This window comes from Sphingomonas humi (assembly GCF_039536725.1).
Taxonomy (GTDB): Bacteria; Pseudomonadota; Alphaproteobacteria; order Sphingomonadales; family Sphingomonadaceae; genus Sphingomicrobium; species Sphingomicrobium humi.
Window position 1 is genome coordinate 1,068,259 of record NZ_BAAAZD010000001.1, and the last position, 22,604, is coordinate 1,090,862.

The 22,604-nt window shown below is 67.1% G+C and carries 25 protein-coding genes; 20 read left to right on the plus strand and 5 right to left on the minus strand.

The annotated features are described in order from the left end of the window. The first annotated feature begins 3 nt into the window (after positions 1-3). From nagZ to tatC, 6 genes are read left to right on the plus strand one after another with little or no spacing between them, the layout of a single operon-like run. Positions 4-1,014, plus strand: a complete 1,011-nt coding sequence (nagZ, locus tag ABD729_RS05260) for a beta-N-acetylhexosaminidase (protein WP_344709110.1) — start codon at positions 4-6, stop codon at positions 1,012-1,014. A gap of 6 nt (positions 1,015-1,020) precedes the next feature. After that, positions 1,021-1,767, plus strand: a complete 747-nt coding sequence (locus ABD729_RS05265; protein ID WP_344709111.1) for a segregation and condensation protein A — start codon at positions 1,021-1,023, stop codon at positions 1,765-1,767. Beyond that, the gene (gene scpB / locus ABD729_RS05270; RefSeq protein ID WP_344709112.1) at positions 1,764-2,336 is read left to right on the plus strand and encodes an SMC-Scp complex subunit ScpB; all 573 of its coding nucleotides are present in this window, start codon (positions 1,764-1,766) and stop codon (positions 2,334-2,336) included. Before ABD729_RS05265 ends, scpB begins: the two co-directional genes overlap by 4 nt. A gap of 33 nt (positions 2,337-2,369) precedes the next feature. Beyond that, complete coding sequence (locus ABD729_RS05275) at positions 2,370-2,645, plus strand: twin-arginine translocase TatA/TatE family subunit (RefSeq protein ID WP_344709113.1); 276 nt, start codon at positions 2,370-2,372, stop codon at positions 2,643-2,645. 12 nt (positions 2,646-2,657) lie between these two features. After that, a complete protein-coding gene (locus ABD729_RS05280; RefSeq protein WP_344709114.1) occupies positions 2,658-3,056 on the plus strand; it encodes a Sec-independent protein translocase subunit TatA/TatB in 399 nt (132 codons plus the stop codon). Then, a complete protein-coding gene (tatC, locus tag ABD729_RS05285) occupies positions 3,053-3,817 on the plus strand; it encodes a twin-arginine translocase subunit TatC (protein WP_344709116.1) in 765 nt (254 codons plus the stop codon). The genes ABD729_RS05280 and tatC overlap by 4 nt, the downstream gene beginning before the upstream one ends. Positions 3,818-4,071: 254 nt before the next feature. On the opposite strand, the gene ABD729_RS05290 is transcribed toward tatC, so the two are convergent. Continuing rightward, complete coding sequence (locus ABD729_RS05290; RefSeq protein ID WP_344709117.1) at positions 4,072-5,631, minus strand: sensor histidine kinase; 1,560 nt, start codon at positions 5,629-5,631, stop codon at positions 4,072-4,074. Between the two features lie 29 nt (positions 5,632-5,660). Then, a complete protein-coding gene (locus ABD729_RS05295) occupies positions 5,661-5,837 on the minus strand; it encodes a NepR family anti-sigma factor (RefSeq protein WP_344709118.1) in 177 nt (58 codons plus the stop codon). A 277-nt stretch (positions 5,838-6,114) separates the two neighbouring features. Here ABD729_RS05295 and ABD729_RS05300 point away from each other — a divergent pair, with 277 nt between their 5' ends. The 3 genes from ABD729_RS05300 to ABD729_RS05310 all read left to right on the plus strand — a co-directional run bounded on the left by ABD729_RS05300 (position 6,115) and on the right by ABD729_RS05310 (position 7,834). Beyond that, on the plus strand, positions 6,115-6,915 hold the full coding sequence (locus ABD729_RS05300) for a response regulator (RefSeq protein WP_344709119.1): 801 nt from the start codon (positions 6,115-6,117) through the stop codon (positions 6,913-6,915). Positions 6,916-6,987: 72 nt separating this feature from the next. Then, positions 6,988-7,128: a hypothetical protein gene (locus ABD729_RS05305; protein WP_344709120.1), complete on the plus strand. Its 141-nt coding sequence runs from the start codon at positions 6,988-6,990 to the stop codon at positions 7,126-7,128. Between the two features lie 67 nt (positions 7,129-7,195). Then, on the plus strand, positions 7,196-7,834 hold the full coding sequence (locus ABD729_RS05310) for a sigma-70 family RNA polymerase sigma factor (RefSeq protein ID WP_344709121.1): 639 nt from the start codon (positions 7,196-7,198) through the stop codon (positions 7,832-7,834). Positions 7,835-7,957: 123 nt separating this feature from the next. Here the strand turns inward: ABD729_RS05310 and ABD729_RS05315 are convergent, their stop codons facing one another. Beyond that, the gene (locus tag ABD729_RS05315; protein WP_344709122.1) at positions 7,958-8,095 is read right to left on the minus strand and encodes a hypothetical protein; all 138 of its coding nucleotides are present in this window, start codon (positions 8,093-8,095) and stop codon (positions 7,958-7,960) included. A 93-nt stretch (positions 8,096-8,188) separates the two neighbouring features. On the opposite strand from ABD729_RS05315, the gene ABD729_RS05320 reads away from it, so the two are divergent. The 5 genes from ABD729_RS05320 (at position 8,189) to zapE (ending at position 13,927) form a co-directional block, all read left to right on the plus strand. Continuing rightward, the gene (locus ABD729_RS05320) at positions 8,189-10,903 is read left to right on the plus strand and encodes a bifunctional [glutamine synthetase] adenylyltransferase/[glutamine synthetase]-adenylyl-L-tyrosine phosphorylase (RefSeq protein WP_344709123.1); all 2,715 of its coding nucleotides are present in this window, start codon (positions 8,189-8,191) and stop codon (positions 10,901-10,903) included. After that, positions 10,900-11,355, plus strand: a complete 456-nt coding sequence (locus ABD729_RS05325; RefSeq protein ID WP_344709124.1) for a peroxiredoxin — start codon at positions 10,900-10,902, stop codon at positions 11,353-11,355. Before ABD729_RS05320 ends, ABD729_RS05325 begins: the two co-directional genes overlap by 4 nt. Before the next feature lie 71 nt (positions 11,356-11,426). Further along, positions 11,427-12,212, plus strand: coding sequence for a succinate dehydrogenase iron-sulfur subunit (locus tag ABD729_RS05330; RefSeq protein WP_344709125.1), 786 nt, complete (start codon positions 11,427-11,429; stop codon positions 12,210-12,212). A 52-nt stretch (positions 12,213-12,264) separates the two neighbouring features. Next, a complete protein-coding gene (locus ABD729_RS05335) occupies positions 12,265-12,732 on the plus strand; it encodes a PaaI family thioesterase (protein ID WP_344709126.1) in 468 nt (155 codons plus the stop codon). A gap of 76 nt (positions 12,733-12,808) precedes the next feature. Further along, complete coding sequence (zapE, locus tag ABD729_RS05340; protein ID WP_344709127.1) at positions 12,809-13,927, plus strand: cell division protein ZapE; 1,119 nt, start codon at positions 12,809-12,811, stop codon at positions 13,925-13,927. Here the strand turns inward: zapE and ABD729_RS05345 are convergent. Continuing rightward, positions 13,924-14,463, minus strand: a complete 540-nt coding sequence (locus tag ABD729_RS05345; protein ID WP_344709128.1) for a phosphatase PAP2 family protein — start codon at positions 14,461-14,463, stop codon at positions 13,924-13,926. The two genes, zapE and ABD729_RS05345, sit on opposite strands and share 4 nt — an antisense overlap. A gap of 174 nt (positions 14,464-14,637) precedes the next feature. On the opposite strand from ABD729_RS05345, the gene ABD729_RS05350 reads away from it, so the two are divergent. Then, complete coding sequence (locus tag ABD729_RS05350; RefSeq protein WP_344709129.1) at positions 14,638-16,413, plus strand: methyl-accepting chemotaxis protein; 1,776 nt, start codon at positions 14,638-14,640, stop codon at positions 16,411-16,413. A 51-nt stretch (positions 16,414-16,464) separates the two neighbouring features. On the opposite strand, the gene ABD729_RS05355 is transcribed toward ABD729_RS05350, so the two are convergent. Beyond that, positions 16,465-16,866, minus strand: coding sequence for a hypothetical protein (locus ABD729_RS05355; RefSeq protein ID WP_344709130.1), 402 nt, complete (start codon positions 16,864-16,866; stop codon positions 16,465-16,467). A gap of 165 nt (positions 16,867-17,031) precedes the next feature. Between ABD729_RS05355 and mdh the strand changes: the two genes are divergently transcribed. From mdh to ABD729_RS05380, 5 genes are all read left to right on the plus strand, one after another. Next, positions 17,032-17,994, plus strand: a complete 963-nt coding sequence (gene mdh, locus ABD729_RS05360) for a malate dehydrogenase (protein ID WP_344709131.1) — start codon at positions 17,032-17,034, stop codon at positions 17,992-17,994. Then, a complete protein-coding gene (locus tag ABD729_RS05365) occupies positions 17,987-18,487 on the plus strand; it encodes a hypothetical protein (RefSeq protein ID WP_344709132.1) in 501 nt (166 codons plus the stop codon). Before mdh ends, ABD729_RS05365 begins: the two co-directional genes overlap by 8 nt. Further along, positions 18,484-19,368, plus strand: coding sequence for a succinate--CoA ligase subunit alpha (gene sucD / locus ABD729_RS05370; protein ID WP_344709133.1), 885 nt, complete (start codon positions 18,484-18,486; stop codon positions 19,366-19,368). The genes ABD729_RS05365 and sucD overlap by 4 nt, the downstream gene beginning before the upstream one ends. Before the next feature lie 65 nt (positions 19,369-19,433). Further along, positions 19,434-19,772, plus strand: coding sequence for a GIY-YIG nuclease family protein (locus ABD729_RS05375; protein WP_344709134.1), 339 nt, complete (start codon positions 19,434-19,436; stop codon positions 19,770-19,772). Then, positions 19,772-22,600, plus strand: coding sequence for a 2-oxoglutarate dehydrogenase E1 component (locus tag ABD729_RS05380; RefSeq protein WP_344709135.1), 2,829 nt, complete (start codon positions 19,772-19,774; stop codon positions 22,598-22,600). The genes ABD729_RS05375 and ABD729_RS05380 overlap by 1 nt, the downstream gene beginning before the upstream one ends. Positions 22,601-22,604: the final 4 nt, after the last annotated feature.

Here is a 22,604-nt window from a genome sequence, read left to right on the forward strand (position 1 = left end):
TCGATGCAGGCAGCCATCTATGGCCTTTCGGGGCTGACGCTCACCGCCGAAGAGCGCGCCTTTTTCCTCGACGCTGAACCGGCCGGCTACATCCTGTTCGCCCGCAACTGCGGCGATCCCGAGCAGCTGAAGGCGCTCACCGCATCGCTTCGAGACCTCCACGGCCGCGAGGACCTGCCGATCCTGATCGACCAGGAAGGCGGCAGGGTGATGCGGATGCGGCCGCCCGTCTGGCCCGCGCTTCCGGCCGGCGGCGCCTTTGAAAAGCTTTACCACCAGGCGCCCTCCTCGGCGATCGAGGCGGCGCGGATGAACAGCCGTGCGATCGGCCTGATGCTGGCGGCGCACGGGATCAACGTGAACTGCGCGCCGATGCTCGACGTGCGCCAGCCCGATGCCGACCGCATCGTCGGCGACCGGGCCTATGGCACCGAACCGATGCAGGTCGCCGCGATCGGCCGCGCGGTGCTCGACGGCCTGGCTTCGGCGGGTGTCGTCGGGGTGGTCAAGCATATGCCCGGCCACGGCCGCGCCACCGTCGACAGCCACAAGGAACTGCCGCTGGTGACCGCCTCCGCCGCGGAGCTCGAAAGCGACCTCGAACCGTTCGAGACCTTGCGCGAAGCACCGATGGGGATGGTCGCTCACATCCTGTTCGAAGCCTGGGATCCGAACCACCCCTCCAGCCAGTCGCGCTTCATCGTCGAAGAGATCATCCGCAAGCGGATCGGCTTTGCCGGCCTGCTGATGACCGACGATATCGGCATGGAAGCGCTGCAAGGCTCGGCCGGCCAGCGCTCCGCCGCCGCGCTTGCCGCAGGCTGCGACCTGACGCTTCATTGCAGCGGGCGCTTCGACGAGATGGTCGATGTGGCGGCCCACGTCGGCGACATGACGACCGAAGCGGAGGGGCGGCTCGCTCGCGCCATGGCCGGGGCGCTGCTGGGCCCCTCGGAAGGTCCCGACTTCGGCGAGGCGGTGGCGGTCCGTGACGAGCTGCTGGCCTTGGTCTGACCGCCGGTGACGCTGTTCGCCGACCCGCCTGACGACAATCTCCAGCTCAACCTCGGCGCGTGGGAGGGGCCGCTCGACCTCTTGCTCAATCTTGCCCGCGCGCAGAAGGTCGACCTCAAGCAGATTTCGATCCTCAAGCTGGTCGAGCAATATCTTTCCTATCTCCGCAACGCCCGCGCGCTCCGGCTCGAGATTGCCGCCGACTATCTCGTGATGGCGGCATGGCTGGCCTATCTCAAATCCTGCCTCCTCCTGCCCAAGGACCCGACGCAGGACCCGAGCCCCGAGGAACTCGCCGCCCAGCTCCAGCTCCGCCTGCAACGGCTCGATGCGATGCGCGAAGCGGGGGCACGGCTGATGGCGCGCGATCGCCTTGGCCGCGACGTCTTCCCTCGCGGCACGCCCGAGGGGCTGCGTCAGGTCCGCAAGTCGCGCTGGGAAATCTCGCTGTTCGAACTGGCCGCCGCCTACGGGCAGGTGCGCGCCCGCTCGGCCCCCGTCATGCACGTGGTCGCCCGGCGCGCCGTGGTGACGCTGGAAGAAGCCATCGAGCGTCTTTCCGCGCTGATCGGGGCCGCCCTCGACTGGACCGAACTCGAATATTTCCTCGAGGCCACGCCCGATCCCGACCGCGCCCGCTCGGCGCTTGCTTCCTCGTTCGTCGCCGCCCTTGAACTTGCCCGCCAGGGCCGGGTCGAATTGCGCCAGGCCGACGTGTTCGCGCCCCTCCAGCTTCGCCGCGTGCTGCCGTGAACGACAATCCCTACGTCCGTGCCGTCGAGGCGGTGCTGTTCGCCGCCGCCGAGCCGCTTCGGCCGCAGGACATCGAAGCCCATGCCGGGGAGGGGGACGTTCCCGCCGCTCTCGATCGGCTCCAGCACCTTTATGCCGACCGCGGCATCCACCTCGTCGAGCGCGGCGGTCGCTGGCATTTCGAAACGGCGCCCGACCTTGCCCATCTCCTCCGCCGCACCCGCGAGGAGCCGCGCCGGCTTGGCCGCGCCGCGACCGAGATGCTCGCCATTATCGCCTATCACGAGCCCGTCAGCCGCGCCGAGATCGAGGCGATCCGCGGGGTCCAGACCAGCAAGGGCACGCTCGACGTCCTGATGGAAGCGGGCTGGATCCGCCCCGCTGGCCGCCGCGACGGGCCCGGTCGCCCCTTGCTCTATGCCACGACCGCCGACTTCCTCACGCACTTCGGCCTGGCCAGTCGCCGCGATCTTCCCGGCATCGACGATCTGCGCGCCGCCGGCCTGCTCGACCCGCCCGATCCGGGCAGCCCCCTGCTGCAACTGGAAAGCGGCGGCGAAGAGGACTAGATAGCCCGCCAAGGCAAAGGAGTTTTGGTTCTCATGGGCGGTTTCAGCCTCATTCACTGGCTCATCGTTGGGCTGTTCATCCTGCTCCTGTTCGGCGGCAACCGCTTTTCCTCGATGATGGGCGACGTCGCCAAGGGATTGAAGAGCTTCAAGCAGGGCATGGCCGACGACGAGGACGAACAGCGCCGCAAGGCCGAGGAGCAGCGCCGCCTCGGCTCGCACGACCGGCCGATCGACGTCACGCCGAACCCCCGCGCCGCGGACCCCGTCGCGCCGCCGCCGCCGCCGTCCGACCCTACCGCGCGCTGATCCTCCCGCCGCATGTTCGGCGTCGATTCGACGGAATTGCTGATCGTCGCGCTCGCGGCCCTGGTGTTCATCGGACCCAAAGAGCTGCCGACGGCGATGCGGACGGTCGGCCGCTGGGTCGGCCGCGCCCGCGCTTACTCGCGCCACTTCACCGCGGGCATCGAGAACATGATGCGCGAGGCGGAGCTCGAGGAAATGGAGAAGCGCTGGCGCGAGGAGAATGAGCGCATCATGCGCGAGCATCCGATCGCGGTCCCTTATGCTGGCGATCCCGCCGGCACGGGTGCCCCGCCGGTCGCGAGCGGGGCAGGGGAGGCTGAACCCCTATTGCTCCCCGAAGCCGCCGCCACCGAAGAAGAGCCGCCGCTTCCGCTTCCCGAGCCCGAACACCATAAGCGCGACCTGCCGTGAGGGACCTCGACGATACCAAGGCGCCCTTGTTCGACCATCTTGTCGAACTGAGGAAGCGCCTGCTCATCTGCATCGCCGTCCTCGTGGTGGCCTTCTTCATCTCCTACGCCTTTGCGCGGCCGATCTTTTCGGTGCTGGTCCAGCCGCTCAAGGACGCCGGCCAGTCGCGCGTCATCTATACCGACGTGTTCGAAGCCTTCTGGGTGCAGGTGAAGGTGGCGCTGTTTGCCGCGCTCATGATTTGTTTCCCGGTGATCGCGACCCAGATCTGGCGCTTCGTCGCGCCGGGACTTTACGCCAAGGAAAAGAGGGCGGTCCTGCCCTTCCTCCTGATGACCCCCTTGTTCTTCGGCGCCGGCGCTTCCTTTGCCTATTTCCTTGCAATGCCGTGGGCGCTGCACTTCCTGCTCGGGTTCCAGGGCGACATCGGCGGCATCAACCAGGAAGCCTTGCCCGCGGTCGGCAATTACCTTTCCTTCGTGACCCGCTTCCTGTTCGGCTTCGGGGTCGCCTTCCTGCTGCCGATCCTGCTCATGCTGCTGGAACGGGCGGGGATCGTCACCGGCGCCCAACTTGCCGCCAAGCGGCGCTATGCCATCGTCGGCGCGGTGGCGATTGCGGCGGTCCTGACCCCGCCCGACGCGGTCAGCCAGCTCATGCTCGCGGTGCCGCTGTGGCTGCTCTACGAAAGCTCGATCATCGCCATCCGCCTGACCAACTGGCGCGCCGCGAAGAATAAGGGCGAAGCCTCTCCCACCTGACCGCCCGCGAAGGCGACCAGCGAACTTGCCGGCAATGTCTGATAATGCCCAGGCCCCGGACGCAATTCGGGCCCGAAATCGTCACCGGGGGGGGGAGGGTTGACGACTTCGGGCCCGTGTAAGCGGATAGCGAGAGCGGGGGGGCAAAAGGTCACTATCCGAAGAATAAAACGGAGCTCCCGGGCCCGGGTTCCGTCGCATCGTGAAATTATTTTGGGGGGACGAATTTTCTTCGAAACCCACCCGCGGCGGCCTCAGGAATAGGTCCGCGGCGGGAACACCGGCAGAACGACGCTGTAATGTTCGTCGGTCTTCTCGAGCACCGATCGCAGCTGCTTGGCGAGCCCGGTGATGATCCGCTCGAACTGCTGATGCTCGGCCTGGTTGGCGATCTCCGGCGCCAGGGCTCCGGTAGCAAGCGTGAACCTTGCGGTAAGCTCGCCCGTCCGGCGCAGCGTCAGGACGACCGGCGCATCGGGCCGGCTCAGCATCGCATGCTCGACCACTTCGGTGGTCAGGAAAGCCGTCGCGACCGCCACGTCCTGCGTCGTGTTCAGGCTTTCAAGATCGAGGCTGATGTCGATCCGCGCCGCATTGTCGGGCGCGCTTCCGCGCAGGTTGGAGGCAAGCTCGCTGATCAGCGGGCGAAGCGCGATCCCACGGTTTTCTTCCAGCTCGGCATAATGGTTGCGATGAACGACCGCGAGCGCGTCGACCCGCCTCCCGATCGACGAATAGGCATTCTTGGCATCGTCGGACTTGGCGCTGCGGCGATGGATGTTGAGCAGGGAAGCGACCACCTGCAGGTTGTTCTTGACCCGGTGATGGACCTCGCGGACCAGCTTGCGCTGCCCTTCCAAGGCCTCGCCCATGTCCTTTTCGCTCCGCTCGATGCGCTCCACCGCACGGGAGAAGGACGCGCCAAGCTCCTGGATCTCGACCGCCGAGCCGAGGCGCGGCGGAAGCTGCAGCGGGCCCTGCCCGGGTTCATGTGCGGCGATCGTCTGGCTGATCCGCCGCAACGGCATCAGCAGGAAGGTGCGCACCACCAGCCAGCTTAGCACCGCGGCGACGATCCACATCAGCAGGGGCAGCAGGATCATCAGGCGATCGCTCGACGCGATATGCTCGGTCGGCACCGGCACGCGCACGGCGATCTGCCCGCCCGCGATCGACCGTTCGACCACGCTGAAATCGGTTTCGGAGGTGACCTGCGGCTTGTCGCTGCGGTCGCCGATCTGCAATTCGCCATTGCCCGAACTCAGCGTCAGGCCCGCCGTTCCGGCGCGCGCGGCACTGAGCGTCGCGCCTAGCTGCTCACGGTCGATCGACCCGGTCGCCGAGCCGCCGAACACGCCGACTTTGTAGAACAGGCGCCCGCGGTCCGGCACCAGCCACATCCGCACCTGTCCCGGCGCCACCAGCAGGGTGGGGCGGCCGCCGTCGTCCGGCTCGCCGTGGGTGCACAGGCGCGTTCCCAGCGGATCGGAAAGAAGAAAGGAGGTCGGCGCGCTTGGCGCCACGGCCATCGCCCGGCTCACCCGCTCGCACGGATCGCCATTGCCATCGAGGGCTCCGTTGGAGGCGATTCGAAGCGCCAGGACGTTCCGGGCAATCAGGCTGTCGATGGCGCGCACCGCCAACCGGCCCTGGTCGTTGGCGCGGGCTGCAAGGGCGGTGTTCGCCTGCTCGATCCCGCTTGTCGCAGTGGCGGCAAGGACCAGGCCCAGCGGCAGGATCGCCGCAGTCAGCAACAGCAGCAGCTTTCCGGCGGTGGGAAGCTGCCGGAACCAATTCTTGAAGGATGACATCATGGAGTGCCGGGGCGAAAGGCGAGCCTCGGTCAGCTCAACTTGCCCAGCAGGTCGAGGAAATCGTCTGGGACGTCTTCGCGAAGAGCCTCGTCATAGGCACTGCGCAGGGCCTTGCCGACGTCATCGGTGGCAGCCCCGCGATTCTTCGCGGGCCGACGGCCCTTGCTCTTCTCGTCATCGGGACGATCGTTGTTGTCCGCACTCAACCCTTCGATCCCCTCCCGCCGTAGCGAACTTTCCAGCAAGACCCTGTCCCTCGTGAACGGGCGAACCACAAGCCCCCTAAAAGTCGGGCAGCCGACCCGTCAACAGGGGGGCTGCCCGGCACAGGAAACCAAAAGCCGCGAAGTTTGTTCCGTCTGCTCAACAGAAATTCAAGCACCCCTTGGCGGCGCCTGTTACAGAGCGGTTGCAAGGGTTGCAGTTTCATACATCGGCTCCCAATAGGGGGCCAGATCAGATTACAGGAGCAACGAGATACCCATGTCGCTAGGCCAGGAACTCGCGCCGCATCTGCCCTTTTTGCGGCGGTATGCCCGCGCGCTGACCGGAAGTCAGACCCATGGCGACGCCTTTGTCCGTGCGACGCTGGAAGCCATTGTTGCTGCTCCCGACAGCTTCCCGCGCGAGGTCGAGCCGCGGCTCGGCCTGTACAAGACGTTTCACGCCATCTGGTCGACCGCCAACATCGAGGAAGGCGGCCATGACGGCGGCAGCCTCGGCAATCCCGAGGCGATCGCGCAGGCCCGCCTCAGCCGCATCACCCCGCTGTCGCGCCAGGCGCTGCTGCTGACCGCGCTTGAAGGCTTCTCCGCGGCCGACGCCGGCTACCTCATCGGGGCCGAACCGAACGAGGTCGACAACCTCGTCCAGGAAGCCTTGGGAGAAATCGAGCGCCAGACCCTCGCCGATGTTCTCATCATCGAGGACGAGCCGATCATCGCGATGGACATCGAAACCATCGTTCGCGACCTTGGCCACAGCGTCACCGGCGTCGCCGTCACCCGCGACGAGGCGGTGGCGCAGGCCCGCGCCCACCCGCCGGGCCTAGTGCTCGCCGACATCCAGCTTGCCGACGATTCCAGCGGAATCGACGCGGTTCGCGACATTCTTGCGGAATTCTCGGTCCCTGTGATCTTCATCACCGCCTTCCCGGAACGCCTGCTTACCGGCACCCGTCCGGAACCGACCTTCCTCATCACCAAGCCGTTCCAGCGGGCGACGGTGAAGGCGGCGATCGCCCAGGCATTGTTCTTCGACGCAGCGACGGTTCCCGCAGGTTAAGCGGCCCTGATTGGGAACCCCGGTTCCCATCGTTGCGTTGGCGCTTCAAATAATTTGGAGTGCCAGTACCTCATGGATCGCAATCATCCGGATCATCTGACCGGTACCGAAGCCCGTGCGGGCACCACTCCGGGCGTCGCGCGGGTAGCCCTGTTCGGCGGCCTGGGTCTTGTCATTCTGGCGTTCGCGATCATCTATTTCGTTGCGTCCTGATTTGGACTGCGCAGTCATGACGAGCGCTGACAGCGCGAGCGGCAAGTATGAAAGTGGGCGGGGATACGTGAGCGACGATCTGGACAATCAGCCGGCCGAGGCCGCCCGCGCGGAACCCATCCCGCTGTCCGATCCGGAGTTCAAGCAGCAGCTCGCCCAGGTCATTCCGCATCTTCGCGCCTTCGGTCGCTCGCTTTCGGGCAGCCGCGACCTTGCCGACGATCTGGTGCAGGAAACGCTCCTCAAGGCATGGGCCGCGCGCAAGCGCTTCCAGGCCGGAACCAACATGCGGGCGTGGACCTTCATCATCCTGCGCAACCTCTTCCTCAGCCAGATGCGGCGTGCCCGCTTCAAGGGCGAATGGGACGAGATCACCGCCTCCAAGCTGCTCGCCGCCCCTGCCAGCCAGGATCGCCACGTCGAACTCGGCGACATGCAGCGCGCGCTGATGCACTTGCCCCAGCCCCAGCGCGAAGCCCTCATCCTGGTCGGAGCGGGTGGTTTCGCCTATGAGGAAGCGGCCGAAATCTGCGGCTGCGCGGTTGGCACCATCAAGAGCCGCGTGGCCCGTGGCCGCGTTGCGCTCGAACAGCTCCTGTCCGGCGGCAAGCTGCCGAGCCGGCGTCAGCACAAGACCGATCCCGACACGTCGGCCCTCGCGCAGATCATGGGCGAAGTGGACGAACTGGCCGGACACCGGGGCTAGGCCCGATAACCACCCAGTTCCAAAAAGGACGAGGCAATCCACAGGTCACTGACCGTGGATTGCCTCGTCTTTTTCGTTTTCAGTCTAATTCAGGATATTTTCCGGCCTTCGCCGGCAAGGGTATTACCCAAGACGCGCCAGAAGCTCGTCGAACTGGCGGTCCTCTCCACCCTGCGGCACGGCCGAAAAGGCACGTCGCAGGGCAGCGGTGACACCGGCATGTGCAGGCGGTAGCTCGACCCGGATGATGCGTCGATCCATGTGGGCTTTCGATTCTACCGCCGCCGCCTTCAAGACAGAGGACGATTCCATTTCCCCTCCCAACGCAGCAGCTTGCCTTTCGTTTCTCGGCACATGGCCCTTATCCCGGGGTCTTCGATGAACGGTAACATTTCTGCCACGCGCGGCGAGGTGCTGGGACGGGCCCGGACCTTTTCCCCGTTCCTGCGCGGCCTGATCGAACGCCACCCCGATATCGCGGGGATGTTCGAGGCTTCAGGAAGCGAAGCAGCGCTCGCCCTGTCCACCGCCAGCGACGATCCGGCCGCCCCCGTGGCGACCTGCCTCCGCCTTGCCCGGCAGCGGCTCGCCCTCGCCACGGCGCTGGGCGACCTGTCGGGCGAACTCCCGCTCGAAGCGGTGACCGCCGCTTTGTCCGACTTTGCCGACGGTGCCATCCATGCCGCGCTGGCCCAGGCGATCGACGAGCGTACGCCAGGCCAGCCGGTCGCCGGCCTTGCCGTCCTCGCGCTCGGCAAGCTCGGCAGCCGCGAGCTCAACTACAGCTCGGATGTCGACCTCATCCTGCTGTTCGACCCCGACACCCTGCCGCGCCGGGCGCGTGACGAGCCGGGGGCCGCCGCGGCACGGCTCGGCCGCCGCCTGGTCGAATTGCTCCAGGAACGCACCGCCGACGGCTATGTCGCGCGGGTGGACCTCCGCCTGCGCCCCTCGCCGGAAGTCACCCCGATCGTCCTCCCCGTCGGCGCGGCCATTTCCTATTACGAAAGCCAGGCCCTGCCGTGGGAACGCGCCGCCTTCATCCGCGCCCGCGCCTGTTCCGGCGACATTGAACTCGGCACCCGCTTTCTCCAGGAAATTCGCCCCTTCGTGTGGCGGCGCGCGCTCGATTTCGGCGCGATCGACGAGATCCGCGACATCTCGCTGCGGATCCGCGACCATTATGCGCAAGGCCAATCCTTCGGCCCCGGCTATGACCTGAAGCGCGGCCGCGGCGGAATCCGTGAGGCGGAGTTCTTCACGCAGGTCCAGCAGCTCGTCCACGGCGGCCGCGAACCGGCCCTCCGCAGTCCCGCGACCCTCGACGCGCTGAGCGTGCTTGCCGATTCCGGTCACCTCGACCCTGCCGAAAGCGCCGCCATCGCCGCCGCCTATCGCGCGCTGCGAACCGCCGAGCACCGGGTGCAGATGATCGATGATCGCCAGGAGCACCGCCTGCCGACCGGGGACGGGCTCGAAGCCGTCGCCAGGCTTGGCGGCCATGCCGATGCCGATGCGCTGCTCGACAGCCTCCGTCCCCATGTCGAGGCGGTCGGGCGGTCCTTCGACGGACTTGTCCGCGCCCGCGACCGCCGTCTCTCCAGCGACCCCGACCTGCTGATGCAGGAATTGACGGCGATGGGCTGGAAAAGCCCCGAGGAGCCGGCACGCCGCATCGCCGGATGGCGCACCGGCAAGTCGCGCGCGCTTCGCTCCACCGCCGCGCGTGACGCCTTTGAAGCCATGCTGCCAACGCTGCTTCCCCGCATCGCCGCCGCGCCCGACCCATTCCACGCCCTCAACCGCCTCAGCGACGTCATCGACCGCCTGTCGAGCGGGCTGAACTTCTTCCGCCTGCTCGAAGCGCGCCCGCAGCTTGCCGACATCCTCGCCCTCGTCCTTGCCCAGGCTCCCGCGCTCGCCGACCAGCTTGCCCGCCACCCGACCCTGCTCGATGGCCTGATCGACGAAAGCAGCCTGGTCGAGCTTCCGGGCGTCGAGGTCCTGACCGATCGCTTCCAGGCAGCGCTCGGCAACGAACCGCTCGACGCGGCCCTCGACCGCATGCGCCGGCTGGTCGGGGAACGCCGCTTCGCGCTGGGGGTCCAGACCATCACCGCCACCCGCGACCCCGTGGCGATGGCCGAAAGCTATAGCGCGCTGGCCGAGGCGACGGTCCGCGTCATCGCCGCGCGGGTCGAGGAGAATTTCGCCGCCACCCACGGCCGCGTTCCGGGCGGAGAATTCGCCGTCGTCGCGCTCGGCCGCTTCGGGGGGCGGGCACTGACCCACGCCAGCGACCTCGACCTCATCTTCCTGTTCGACGCTCCCGATGGCGCGCGTTCGGATGGCGCCCGCCCGCTCGCGGCGACCGACTATTTCAATCGCCTCGCCAGTCGCATCGTCTCGGGTCTTTCGGTCCAGACCGCCGCCGGCCCACTCTACGACGTCGACACCCGCCTCCGCCCGCAGGGCGAACAGGGCATGCTTGCGGTCAGCCTCGCCGCCTTCGACGCCTACCAGCGCAGCGATGCCTGGACGTGGGAGCACCTCGCCCTGTGCCGCGCGCGCCCGCTGTCCGGCCCCCCGGCATTCCAGGCCCGGGTTGCCCGACTGATCCGCGCCATCCTGTCGTCCCCGCGCGACCCGCAGAAGGTCCGCGCCGACGCTTCGGCCATGCGCACCGATATGGCGCGCCACAAGCCGGCGGTCGGCCCGCTCGACGTCAAGCTTGGATCAGGCGGCCTGGTCGACCTCGAATTCGCCGTCCACACGCTCCAGCTGACCAGCGGCATCGGCCTCGACCCGCGGCTCGAGGTCGCGATCGCCGATCTCGCGGAGGCCGGGCTGATCGATTCCGGCGCCGATGCCGACCTCCGGCTGCTCAGCGCATTCCTCCTCGTCATGCGGCTCGTCGCGCCGGGCGCCGTCACCCTGTCCGATCCCAGCCGCGCCCTCGTCGCAAGCCTGTGTGGACAGACGAGCTGGGATGCGCTTGTGGACGCCATGAACGAGGCGCGGGCCCGCAATGCCCGCCGCTGGCAACAGGTACGGGAGGGATCCGCATGATCGACGAAGGCAGCCGCGCACCAGCGCTTCACCTGGCGACCACCAGCGGCGACAGCATCGATCTTGCTGCACCAGGCGGCAAGCTGGTGCTCTATTTCTATCCAAAGGACGACACCTCGGGCTGCACCCGTGAGGCGCAGGACTTCACCGCGCTCGCCGACGATTTCGCCGCCGCCGGCACCCGTGTCGTCGGCGTCTCCCGCGACAGCGCCAAGAGCCACGACAAGTTCATCGCCAAATACGACCTCAAGGTCCCGCTCGCGGTCGACGAGGGCCCGCTCAGCGAAGCCTTCGGCACCTGGGTCGAGAAGAGCATGTACGGCCGCAAATATATGGGGATGGAGCGCGCGACCTTTCTCATCGGCGCCGACGGCACGGTTCTCAAGGCCTGGCGCAAGGTCAAGGTCCCAAGCCATGCCGCCGAGGTGCTCAAGGCGGCGCAGGCGGGCTGAATACCGCCCTCGGAAGGGCTGGCCTTTGCGCCATTCCCCTCCTATCTCGCGGGCAACGTTAGAGGATTGAAATGGCCGAGTTCACGCTTCCCGCCAACAGCAAGATCACTGGCAAGCCGCGCCACTACAAGGCCGAGGCCGGCGCCAACCGGGTCAAATCGTTCAAGGTCTACCGCTACGATCCCGACACGGGCGAGAATCCGCGCTACGACACCTACGAGGTGAACCTCGACGAGTGCGGGCCGATGGTCCTCGACGCGCTGATCAAGATCAAGAACGAGCTCGATCCGACGCTGACCTTCCGCCGCTCCTGCCGCGAAGGCATCTGCGGCTCCTGTTCGATGAATATGGACGGCAAGAACGGCCTCGCCTGCACCACCGCGATCGAGGATGTGAAGGGCGACCTCAGGATCACCCCGCTGCCGCACTGCGACGTGATCAAGGACCTCGTCCCCGACTTCTCGCACCTTTACGCCCAATATGCCTCGATCGAACCGTGGCTGAAGAGCGCCAGCCCGGCGCCGAGCGGCAAGGAGCGGTTCCAGTCGCCCGAGGATCGCGAACAGCTCAACGGCCTGTACGAATGCATCCTCTGCTTCTGCTGCTCGACCTCGTGCCCGAGCTACTGGTGGAACGGCGACCGTTTCCTTGGGCCCGCGATCCTTCTCCAGGCTTATCGCTGGCTGGCCGACAGCCGCGACGAGATGACCGGCGAGCGGCTCGACCAGCTCGAGGACCCGTTCCGGCTCTATCGCTGCCACACCATCATGAACTGCGCCAACGTCTGCCCCAAGGGGCTGAACCCGGCCAAGGCGATCGCGGAAACCAAGAAGCTGATCGCCGAGCGCGCGGCCTAAGGTAGGGCATCCCCATTGCTGCGCGATGGGGAGCTTCCTAGAAGCCGCCCGCATGGACGCACCTGAAGACATCGATAACCGCCCGTCCGGCGCGCGGGAGGATCCCGACCATCCCGGTTGGTACAGCTGGATCGACCTGCCCGCCGACAGTTTCGCGGCACAGACCGGCAAGATGATCTTCCGGCCCGACGGCCCAGGCCGGGCGGTGGTCCGCATGTTTCCGGAACAGCGCCACCTCAACCTTGGGGGTTCGCTGCATGGCGGCATGGTGATGAGCTTCATCGACATGGCGCTGTTCGGCGGCGGGCGCTGCGCGGGCATGCGCCGGGCGCATTATGTGACGCTCGACCTCACCACCAAGTTCATGGGGCGTGGCGAGGCGGGCAAGCCGCTCGACGCGCACGTCGAACTCGTCCGCCAGACCCGCAGCCTCGCCTTCCTCCAAGGCGTGGTGCGCCAGGACGGTGAGCCTTGCTACAGCTTCTCGGGCACGCTGAAGAAGCTCCGCGACGTCACGTGAAGACTTTTCCTTCGTCATTGCGAGCGGAGCGAGGCAATCCACTTGCCGCGCTCGATTGCTTCGCCCGCGGCTTGCAATGACACCGCACGGGCCAGGCGGTCCCGTCGCCGCTGCCTACGACCGCCTGCTCGCCGCGGGCGAACTGAAGGCCGACCCCGACCAGGCCCGCGCCGCCGCCGCGCTCGACCGGCTGGGCCAGGAACTCAGCCTTCGCCGCGGCTTCTTCGCCCGCCTGCTCGGACGCCGCCGCGATGTCTGCGGCATCTACCTGTGGGGCGGGGTCGGGCGCGGCAAGTCGATGCTGATGGACCTTGCCTTCGACCATATCGCCGTCACTCCCAAGCGCCGCGTCCACTTCCACGCCTTCATGCTCGAAGTGCACGAGCGGCTCCGCTCCGAGCGGGCGCGCGGTCATGGCGACCCGATCCCCGCGCTGGCCGAAGCGATCGCGTCCGAAAGCCTGCTGCTCTGCTTCGACGAAATGGTGGTCAATAACCCCGCTGACGCGATGATTCTCTCGCGCCTGTTCACGGCGTTGCTTGAGGAAGGCGTGGCGGTGGTCACCACCTCGAACCGCGCCCCCTCCGACCTCTACAAGGACGGCCTCAACCGGGAGCTGTTCCTCCCCTTCATCCATCTCCTCGAGGACAGGCTCGAAGTCATCCCGCTGAACGGCCCGACCGACTATCGCCTCGACCGCCTGCACGGGGTCGAAACCTGGCACGTGCCCAACGGCCCTGCCGCGACCGAAGCGCTTTCGCGCGCCTTCTTCCAGCTCACCGACTATCCGGTCGAGGATCGCGCCAACGTCCCCACCGAAGAGCTTGCGCTGCCCGGCGGGCGCACCCTTCACGTGCCCAAGAGCCTCAAGGGCGTGGCGGTCTTCTCGTTCAAGCGCCTGTGCGGCGAAGCGCGCGGCGCCGCCGACTATCTCGCGCTCGCGCAGCGCTTCCACACCGTCATCCTCGTCGGCATCCCGGTCATGGGCCCTGAAAAGCGCAACGAGGCCGCCCGCTTCGTCACCCTTGTCGATGCCCTCTACGAACACCGGGTCAAGCTTCTCGCCGCCGCCGATGCCGAGCCTTCAGCGCTCTACCCGGCCGGCTCCGGCGCCTTTGAATTCCAGCGCACGGTCAGCCGGCTCGAGGAAATGCGCAGCGCCGATTATCTCGCGCAGGGGCATGGCGCCGCCTAGAAGCGGCTGGTCATGCTCAGCCCCGCGCCGTGATGCGCGGTCCACGGCAGACATTCGACCGACGCGTCCTTGCGGCTGTTGAGCAACCAGCCCGCCGCCGTGCCCAGCACCGCCCCTGCCAGAACATCATGGGTGTAATGCTTGTCGGCCTCGACCCGCGCGAGGCCGGTGAAGCCTGCGATCGCATAGGCGGGAAGCCCTGCCTGCCAGCCGTACCTTTTGTGCAGGCTGGCCGCCGCCGCGAAGCTGATCGAGGTGTGGCCGGACGGGAAACTCTGGTTGTCGCTGCGGTCGGGCCTCGTCTCGGGGATCGCCCACTTCAGGCCCTGCGTGGTGGCCGCGGTCAGCCCCAGCGCAAGCCCGGTCCCGCCAAGCCCGCGCCAGTCCTGCTGAAACGCTGGCACCGCAAGACTGGCGCCGACCACGATCGTCCGGCTGATGTTGCTCGCCCGGTTCCATCCCGCCTTGCTGGCCTCGGCAGGAGAGGCTGCGAGCGCCAGGCTGGCAGCGCTGGCGAGAAGAAGGAAAGGACGCATGCAAACTCCTGTCTCAGGGTCGGGATCGACGCCTAGGCAGACGCGGCGCTCCGGGCCACCTGACTTTGTGGCGGTGCGGCGGGGAGCAGGGAGAACATCGCCGCCTGGCGCCCGCCCACCCGCTTTCCCCTCTAAACACAAAGCTAGCCCTTCCTCCACGAGAGACGTGCCGCGATGACCATCAAGCGCTTGATCCACCTTGCCGCAATGGTGGCGATGGTGTCGCTGCTTGCGACCGCGCTGGTCTTCGCCTTCGGCATCAATTCGATCCGCGTCGGCGGACCCAACCACCACCAGTTGCAGAACGCCAGCGATCTCCAGGCCGACATCCTGCCGCCGCCGCTGTTTTTGGTCGAAGCGATGCTCGAGGCGACCCGCCTTGCCAGCGATCCGGCGGGCGGAGAGCAGCGCATCGCCAGGCTCGCCCGGCTGCGCGAGGACTTCCGGACCCGCCAGGCCTTCTGGATGGAGGACCGGCTGACGCCGACCATGGCCGACCTGCTGCGCGGCTCGGTGGTGAAGCCGGGCGATGACTTCTGGAAGATCGTCGACGGCCAGTTGGTCCCGGCCGTTCGCCGCGGCGACCGTGCCGCTGCCGACGTCGCCCTCCAGCAGGTGAACGAAGCCTTCCAGCGCCATCGCGCGGGGGTCGACCAGCTCGTCCGCGCGGCCGAACAGCACAAGAATGACATGCTCTCGGCAGCCGACAGCGCGCTGTGGACCAACGCCGCGACGCTGACCCTGCTCGGCCTTCTGCTGATCGGCGGCACCCTGTTCTTCGCCTTGCTCCTCAACCGCCGCGTGGTGAAGCCGCTGAACGAGCTGGCGGACACGACGCTCGCGCTGTCCCGCGGCGACCAGCAGGAAATCCCTCACCGGGACCGGACGGACGAACTCGGCCAGCTGGCCAAGGGCTTCGTCTTCTTCCGCGATGCCGTCGTCAGGCAGCAGGAGCTGGAACGCAGCGACGCCGCGGAAAAGGCGGCCATGGTCGACACGCTCGCCGACATCCTCCGCCGCGTCGCGCAGGGCGACCTTCGCCGCGTGCTCGAACAGGATTTCCAGGGCGACTACAGCAAGCTTGGCGAGATCATGAACGGCGCGATCGAATCATTGCGCTCGATGATCCAGGAAGTCGTTACCCGGTCGGGTTCGATCCAGCTGGCGGCTGGCGAGATCGCCGCGGCCTCGGCCGACCTGTCGGCCCGCACCCAGTCCAACGCCGCCTCGATCGAGCAGACCAGCGCCGCGCTGGTCGATGTCGACGGACGGATTTCCTCGACCCGTGACGCGGCGCTCAGCACGGCGACCTCGGCCGAACGCGCCAGGGCCGCGGTTGAGTGCGGGCTTGCCAAGGCCCAGTCGGCGGCCACCGTCATGGCCGAAGTCCGCGACGCGGCGGCAAGCGTCGACGGGGTGATGGAAGCGCTCGACAAGATCGCCTTCCAGACCCGCGTCCTTGCCATGAACGCCGCGGTGGAGGCCGGTCACGCCGGCGAGGTGGGCAAGGGGTTCGCCGTTGTCGCCGACCTCGTCTCGCAGCTTGCCGCCCGCGCCGAAGCCGAAGCCCGCAATGCCCGCGAGCAGCTCACCGCCACCACCGGGCGCATCGCGCTGGCGGTCGAAGGGGTCAGCGAGGTGGAAGTGCAATTCTCACAGATCGTCGACGATGTTGTGACCGTCACGACGCTGGTCGACCGGCTCTCGGCCGATGCCAGGGCGCAGGCGTCGGCGGTGGCCGAAATCTCCGCCGCCATGCGACAGATGGACATCTCGACCCAGCAGAATGCCGCCATGGTCGAACAGACCAGCGCCGCCGCCGCCAACCTGCTCGGCGATGCTGGCCAATTGGTCAGTCACGCCCAGCGCTTCCAGTGGGAACGGCGCGAACGCGACCTGCCCGTCGCGCTCGACCGGCGCGGCCGGCCGATCCTTAAGGTCGCGGCCTGAGGCGCGTCAAAAGGGGAGGGGCCGGCGGCCTTGGACCGCCGACCCTCCGTCTCAGCGCAGCAGTGCGTTGATGATCTGCTCGATGATCCCCGACCGCGGATCGACGCCGTAGAGCGTCCCCTGGTCGTAATAATATTGGTTGTACGGATCGAGGCCGTACTGCTGCCTCACATCGTAGGGGATCTGGTTATAGCGGTAGCGGTCGTAGCCATAGCTCTGGGCATAACGCTGGCCGATCCGCAGCTTCTTGGCCTGTCCCGGCGGCACGCAGCCGTTGTTCTTCTTCGCAAGGCCCGGCGGGCAGCGGCCTTCAACATAGCCATACTGGCCGCCATAGCCCTGCTCGGCGTAACCGCCGTGCTTGCCATGACCACCACCGTGGCCCGGTTTGGCGGCCACCGGGGCCGCGGCGAAAGCGAGCGCTGCGCCCGCGAGGATAAGTGCCTGTTTCATGTTGCCGGTCCTAGTCCCCGCGCCCTGAACCGGTCGTGACGACACCGTTCATGCTTGTTGGACGGATTGCCTCCCTTGCGGTTGCCCCTCGCGCCTCATGGGGCTAGAGGCGCGGGCGACCCGGCCGTCTCCGGCGGCCCCCCAAGTCAGACCCGACGGAGACTCATGGCCCGCAAGAAGATCGCCCTCATTGGCGCCGGCAACATCGGCGGCACCCTTGCCCATCTCGCAGCACAGAAGGAACTGGGCGACATCGTCCTGTTCGACGTGGTCGAGGGCGTGCCGCAGGGCAAGGCGCTCGACCTCAGCCAGTGCGGCCCGATCGAGGGCTTCGACGCCAAGGTCACCGGCTCGAACGATTATGCCGACATCAAGGGCGCCGACGTGATCATCGTCACCGCCGGTGTCGCACGTAAGCCCGGCATGAGCCGCGACGACCTCCTCGGCATCAATCTGAAGGTGATGAAGGCGGTCGGCGAGGGCATCCGCGACAACGCGCCCGACGCCTTCGTCATCTGCATCACCAATCCCCTCGACGCGATGGTCTGGGCGCTGCGCGAATTCTCGGGGCTGCCGCACAACAAGGTCGTCGGCATGGCCGGCGTGCTCGACTCGGCCCGCTTCGCCCACTTCCTCGCCGATGAATTCGGCGTCTCGGTCAAGGACGTGAACGCGTTCGTGCTCGGCGGGCACGGCGACACGATGGTCCCGGTGACCAGCTACACCACGATCAGCGGAATCCCGGTCGACGACCTCGTCACCATGGGCAAGTCGAGCAAGGAAAAGATCGCCGAGATCGTTAAGCGCACCCGCGGCGGCGGCGGCGAGATCGTCGCTCTCTTGAAGACCGGCTCGGCCTATTACGCCCCGGCGACCAGCGCGATCGCGATGGCCGAGGCCTATCTCGGCGACCAGAAGCGGATCCTTCCGTGCGCGGTCTATGTCGACGGGAAGTATGGCCTCGACGGCCTCTACGTCGGCGTTCCGGTGATGATCGGCGCCGGCGGTGCGGAGGAGATCATCGAGATCGCCCTCGACGACGAAGCCAGGCAGAACCTCAAGGTCAGCGTCGATGCGGTCAAGGAACTGCTCGACGCCTGCAAGCAGATCGACCCCAGCCTTGCCTGAGGCGCGCCTCGCCGCCGCTTTGCTGGTTCTGGGCGCGAGTGCTGCGCAGGCGCAAGTCGCGCCCAGCAGCCTGCCCGAGATCACGTCCGCCGTGCAGGATTGCGCGGCGGCGGCGCAGGTCGGCGGCGTTGCGGAACAGGCGCTCCTCGCCAAGGGCTGGTCCAAGGCGAGCTTCAAGCAGAACGGCAAGGAGCTCGACACCAATCTCAGCGTCTACGGCAAGGTCAACGGCAATCCGACGATCATGACCGATGCCGCCAGGGGCAAGGTCGGCACCATCTGCTTCGTCATGGCCGGCCTCAAGCAGGTCCGTGACTATCAGGGCGTGGTCGATGGCCTTGCCGCCCTCCAGAACACCCGTCCCATCCAGAAGCAGGGCCTCAAGGTCGTGTTCTCGGATGGCGCCCACATCATCCAGTCGGAACTGACCGGTAACAGCGAAAAACCCGCTGTCCGTGTCGCGGTCATGGCAATCTCGCCGGAGAAAAAATGAGCATCCTCGTCAACAAGAACACCAAGGTCATCACGCAGGGCATGACCGGTGAGACCGGCACCTTCCACACCCAGCAGGCGCTCGCCTACGGGACCCAGATGGTCGGCGGCGTGACCCCGGGCAAGGGCGGCACCACCCACATCGACCTGCCCGTGTTCGACACGGTCGAGGAAGCGGTCGCGCGGACCGGCGCCGACGCTTCGGTCATCTACGTCCCGCCGCCCTTCGCGGCCGACTCGATCCTCGAGGCGATCGACGCCAAGGTGCCGCTGATCGTCTGCATCACCGAAGGCATTCCGGTGCTCGACATGGTCAAGGTCAAGCGCGCGCTTGACGGCTCGTCCTCGCGCCTGATCGGGCCGAACTGCCCCGGCGTCCTGACCCCGGAAGAGTGCAAGATCGGCATCATGCCGGGCAACATTTTCAAGAAGGGCAGCGTCGGCGTCGTCTCGCGCTCGGGCACGCTCACCTATGAAGCGGTGTTCCAGACCTCGAACGAGGGCCTCGGCCAGACCACCGCGGTCGGCATCGGCGGCGATCCGGTCAAGGGTACCGAATTCATCGACATGCTCGAGATGTTCCTTGCCGACGACGAGACCAAGTCGATCATCATGATCGGCGAAATCGGCGGCAGCGCCGAAGAAGAAGCCGCCCAGTTCCTCGCCGACGAGGCCAAGCGCGGCCGTTCCAAGCCCACCGTCGGCTTCATCGCCGGCCGCACTGCGCCTCCGGGCCGGCGCATGGGCCACGCCGGGGCGATCGTCTCGGGCGGCAAGGGCGATGCGGAATCCAAGATCGCGGCAATGGAAGCCGCTGGAATCCGCGTCTCGCCGAGCCCATCTGAGCTTGGCCGCACGCTGAAGGAATTGCTGAACGCCTAAACGCCTATGCACCCCGGCGAAGGCCGGGGCCCAGGAGCGCCGCCAGGCGCTGCGGAGGACAAGAGTTGAAGGCCGGATACGTCTACATCATGGCGTCCGGTAAGAACGGTACGATCTATCTGGGCGTGACCAGTGATTTGGCGAAGCGGGTCTATGAGCACCGCAACGGCCTTGTCGCTGGCTTCACCCGGGAGCACGGATGCAAGGACCTTGTCTGGTACGAAGCATTCGATGATCTGCAGCAGGCGCGGCACCGTGAGCTGCAGATGAAGGAGTGGAAGCGGGCGTGGAAGATCAAGCGAATCGAGGGGGACAACCTCGAATGGCGCGATCTCTGGCCTACATTGTTCTCGGCTGACGCCGAGCCTGGGCCCCGGCCTGCGCCGGGGAACAAGAGGGACTGATGAGCGACGGATACGAGATCGAGCAAGGACCAAGCTGGCAGCGGCCGAACTGGCCGGTGGCGGAGCTGGACGCCGTCAACCTCGGGCTCGATCCGACCGAGGCGACCATCGATCAGGTTGCGGCCAAGGCCAAGGATAACGCCGCCGCGACCGGTGCGTCCGACGCCGACGTCCGCCGCGCCGCCGAGGATTCGATCCGCGCGATGATGCTGATCCGCACCTACCGGGTGCGCGGGCATCTTGCCGCCGACCTCGACCCGCTCGGCCTGTCCAAGCTTGAGCTGCCGGCCGATCTCACCCCCGAATATCACGGCTTCACCGCCGCCGACCTCGACCGTCCGATCTTCATCGGCGGCAACCTCGGGCTCGAGACCGCCACCGTCCGCGAAATCGTCGCCATCCTGCGCGCCAATTACTGCGGCAAGATCGGCCTCGAATACATGCACATCAACGATCTTGGGGAGCGCCGCTTTCTCCAGGAACGGATGGAAGGCCGCGACAAGGGCGTGAACTTCACCGCCGAGGGCAAGCAGGCGATCCTCGAGAAGGTGATCCACGGCGAGCAGTGGGAGAAATTCCTCGCCAAGAAGTATGTCGGGACCAAGCGCTTCGGTCTCGACGGCGGCGAAAGCATGATCCCGGCATTGGAAGCGGTCATCAAATATGGCGGCCAGGCCGGGGTCGAGGAGATCGTCGTCGGCATGGCCCACCGCGGCCGCCTCAACGTGCTCGCCAACGTCATGGGCAAGCCCTACCGCGCCATCTTCAACGAGTTCGCGGGCGGCAGCGCCAACCCGTCGGACGTCGGTGGGTCGGGCGACGTCAAATACCACCTCGGCACCTCGTCCGACCGTGAGTTCGACGGCACGCGCGTTCACCTCTCGCTGCAGGCCAATCCGTCGCACCTCGAGGCGGTCAACCCGGTCGTGCTGGGCAAGGCCCGCGCGGTGCAGGTAATCAAGGGCGACGTTGAGGGCGACAAGGTCCTGCCGATCCTGCTCCACGGCGACGCGGCCTTTGCGGGCCAGGGCATCGTGTGGGAATGCCTCAGCTTCTCCGGCCTTCCGGGTTACGGCATCGGCGGCTGCATCCACTTCGTCATCAACAACCAGGTGGGCTTCACCACCTCGCCGCAGTTCGCGCGTAGCTCGCCCTATCCGAGCGATGTCGCCAAGGGCATCCAGGCGCCGATCCTCCACGTCAACGGCGACGACCCCGAGGCCGTCACCTTCGCCTGCAAGCTGGCGACCGAATTCCGCCAGCAGTTCAACCGCGACATCGTGATCGACATGTGGTGCTACCGCCGCTTCGGCCACAATGAGGGCGACGAGCCGAGCTTCACCCAGCCGCTCATGTACGACGAGATCCGCCAGCATCCGCCGGTCAGCAAGCTCTACGGCGACCGCCTGGTGGCCGAGGGCGTGGTCGACCAGGCCTGGATCGACGCGCGCACCGGCGCCTTCATCGCCCACCTCGAGGAAGAGTTCGAAGCCGGCGTTTCCTACCTTCCCAACAAGGCCGACTGGTTCGAAGGCCGCTGGGCGGGCCTCAAGCGTCCGGCCGAGCCGGTCGAGGGCCGCCGCAACACCGGGACGGCGGTCAGCGAGGACGAACTGCGCAAGGTCGGCGACACGCTGACCCGGGTCCCGCAGGACCTCACCATCCACAAGACCCTCGGCCGCATCCTCGATGCCAAGAAGGCGATGTTCGATTCCGGCGCCGGCTTCGACTGGGCCACCGCCGAAGCGCTCGCCTTCGGCACCCTCATCGCCGAAGGGCACAACGTCCGCCTGTCGGGCCAGGACAGCGGCCGCGGCACCTTCAGCCAGCGTCACGCCGTGTGGACCGATCAGAAGGACGGCCACAAGTTCGTCCCCCTGACGACCATCGAGGGCGGCCGCTTCGAGGTCCGCGACAGCCCGCTGTCCGAATTCGGCGTGCTCGGCTTTGAATATGGCTACAGCCTCGCCGACCCGCGCACCCTGGTGCTGTGGGAAGCGCAGTTCGGTGACTTCGCCAACGGCGCGCAGGTGATCGTCGACCAGTTCATCGCCAGCGGCGAAGCCAAGTGGCTGCGCGCCAGCGGCCTCGTCATGCTGCTTCCGCACGGCTTCGAAGGGCAGGGGCCGGAGCATTCCTCCGCCCGGCTCGAGCGCTACCTGCAGCTGTGCGCCGAAGACAATATCCAGGTCGCCAACGTCACCACCCCGGCCAATTACTTCCACCTGCTGCGCCGCCAGCTGCTGCGTGATTTCCGCAAGCCGCTGGTCGTGATGACGCCCAAGTCGCTGCTGCGCCACAAGTCGGCCGTGTCGGCGCTCCCCGACTTTGCGGGCGAAAGCCACTTCAAGCGCATCCTGTCGGACCTCAACCCTCCCTCGCAGGGCAAGACCCGCCGCGTCGTCCTCTGCTCGGGCAAGGTCGCCTACGAACTGATGGAAGCCCGCGACGAGGCCGGCGCCGGCGACACCGAGATCCTGCGCGTCGAGCAGCTTTATCCCTTCCCGGCCGAGCCCCTGGTCAAGCGCCTCGCCGCCATGCCGGAGCTGACCGAACTGGTCTGGTGCCAGGAAGAGCCGCGCAACAACGGCAGCTGGTTCTTCGTCGAGCCTTACCTTGAGGAATGCCTGCGCGCCGCCGGCAAGAGCTTCCGTCCGGTCTATGCCGGGCGTCCGGCCTCGGCCTCGCCGGCCACCGGGCTTGCCAAGCGCCACGTCGCTGAACAAACCGCGCTGATCGCTGCCGCGCTCGGCAACAGGGCGGCCGCTCCGGCCGCTGAAGACGCCGCCGTCGATACCGTCCGGCACGCCGGCACCGCGAACGCTTGAGGGA

Excerpts from the sequence above, each read along its gene's own strand:
- ABD729_RS05380 (WP_344709135.1), top strand. The coding sequence starts at position 19,772 with ATGAGCGACGGATACGAGATCGAGCAAGGACCAAGCTGGCAGCGGCCG.
- ABD729_RS05335 (WP_344709126.1), top strand. The coding sequence starts at position 12,265 with ATGGACGCACCTGAAGACATCGATAACCGCCCGTCCGGCGCGCGGGAG.
- sucD (WP_344709133.1), top strand. The coding sequence starts at position 18,484 with ATGAGCATCCTCGTCAACAAGAACACCAAGGTCATCACGCAGGGCATG.
- zapE (WP_344709127.1), top strand. The coding sequence starts at position 12,809 with ATGACACCGCACGGGCCAGGCGGTCCCGTCGCCGCTGCCTACGACCGC.
- ABD729_RS05330 (WP_344709125.1), top strand. The coding sequence starts at position 11,427 with ATGGCCGAGTTCACGCTTCCCGCCAACAGCAAGATCACTGGCAAGCCG.
- ABD729_RS05325 (WP_344709124.1), top strand. The coding sequence starts at position 10,900 with ATGATCGACGAAGGCAGCCGCGCACCAGCGCTTCACCTGGCGACCACC.
- ABD729_RS05305 (WP_344709120.1), top strand. The coding sequence starts at position 6,988 with ATGGATCGCAATCATCCGGATCATCTGACCGGTACCGAAGCCCGTGCG.
- mdh (WP_344709131.1), top strand. The coding sequence starts at position 17,032 with ATGGCCCGCAAGAAGATCGCCCTCATTGGCGCCGGCAACATCGGCGGC.
- ABD729_RS05320 (WP_344709123.1), top strand. The coding sequence starts at position 8,189 with ATGGCCCTTATCCCGGGGTCTTCGATGAACGGTAACATTTCTGCCACG.
- ABD729_RS05280 (WP_344709114.1), top strand. The coding sequence starts at position 2,658 with ATGTTCGGCGTCGATTCGACGGAATTGCTGATCGTCGCGCTCGCGGCC.
- ABD729_RS05350 (WP_344709129.1), top strand. The coding sequence starts at position 14,638 with ATGACCATCAAGCGCTTGATCCACCTTGCCGCAATGGTGGCGATGGTG.
- ABD729_RS05290 (WP_344709117.1), bottom strand. The coding sequence starts at position 5,631 with ATGATGTCATCCTTCAAGAATTGGTTCCGGCAGCTTCCCACCGCCGGA.
- ABD729_RS05355 (WP_344709130.1), bottom strand. The coding sequence starts at position 16,866 with ATGAAACAGGCACTTATCCTCGCGGGCGCAGCGCTCGCTTTCGCCGCG.
- ABD729_RS05300 (WP_344709119.1), top strand. The coding sequence starts at position 6,115 with ATGTCGCTAGGCCAGGAACTCGCGCCGCATCTGCCCTTTTTGCGGCGG.
- ABD729_RS05275 (WP_344709113.1), top strand. The coding sequence starts at position 2,370 with ATGGGCGGTTTCAGCCTCATTCACTGGCTCATCGTTGGGCTGTTCATC.
- ABD729_RS05315 (WP_344709122.1), bottom strand. The coding sequence starts at position 8,095 with ATGGATCGACGCATCATCCGGGTCGAGCTACCGCCTGCACATGCCGGT.
- nagZ (WP_344709110.1), top strand. The coding sequence starts at position 4 with ATGCAGGCAGCCATCTATGGCCTTTCGGGGCTGACGCTCACCGCCGAA.
- ABD729_RS05345 (WP_344709128.1), bottom strand. The coding sequence starts at position 14,463 with ATGCGTCCTTTCCTTCTTCTCGCCAGCGCTGCCAGCCTGGCGCTCGCA.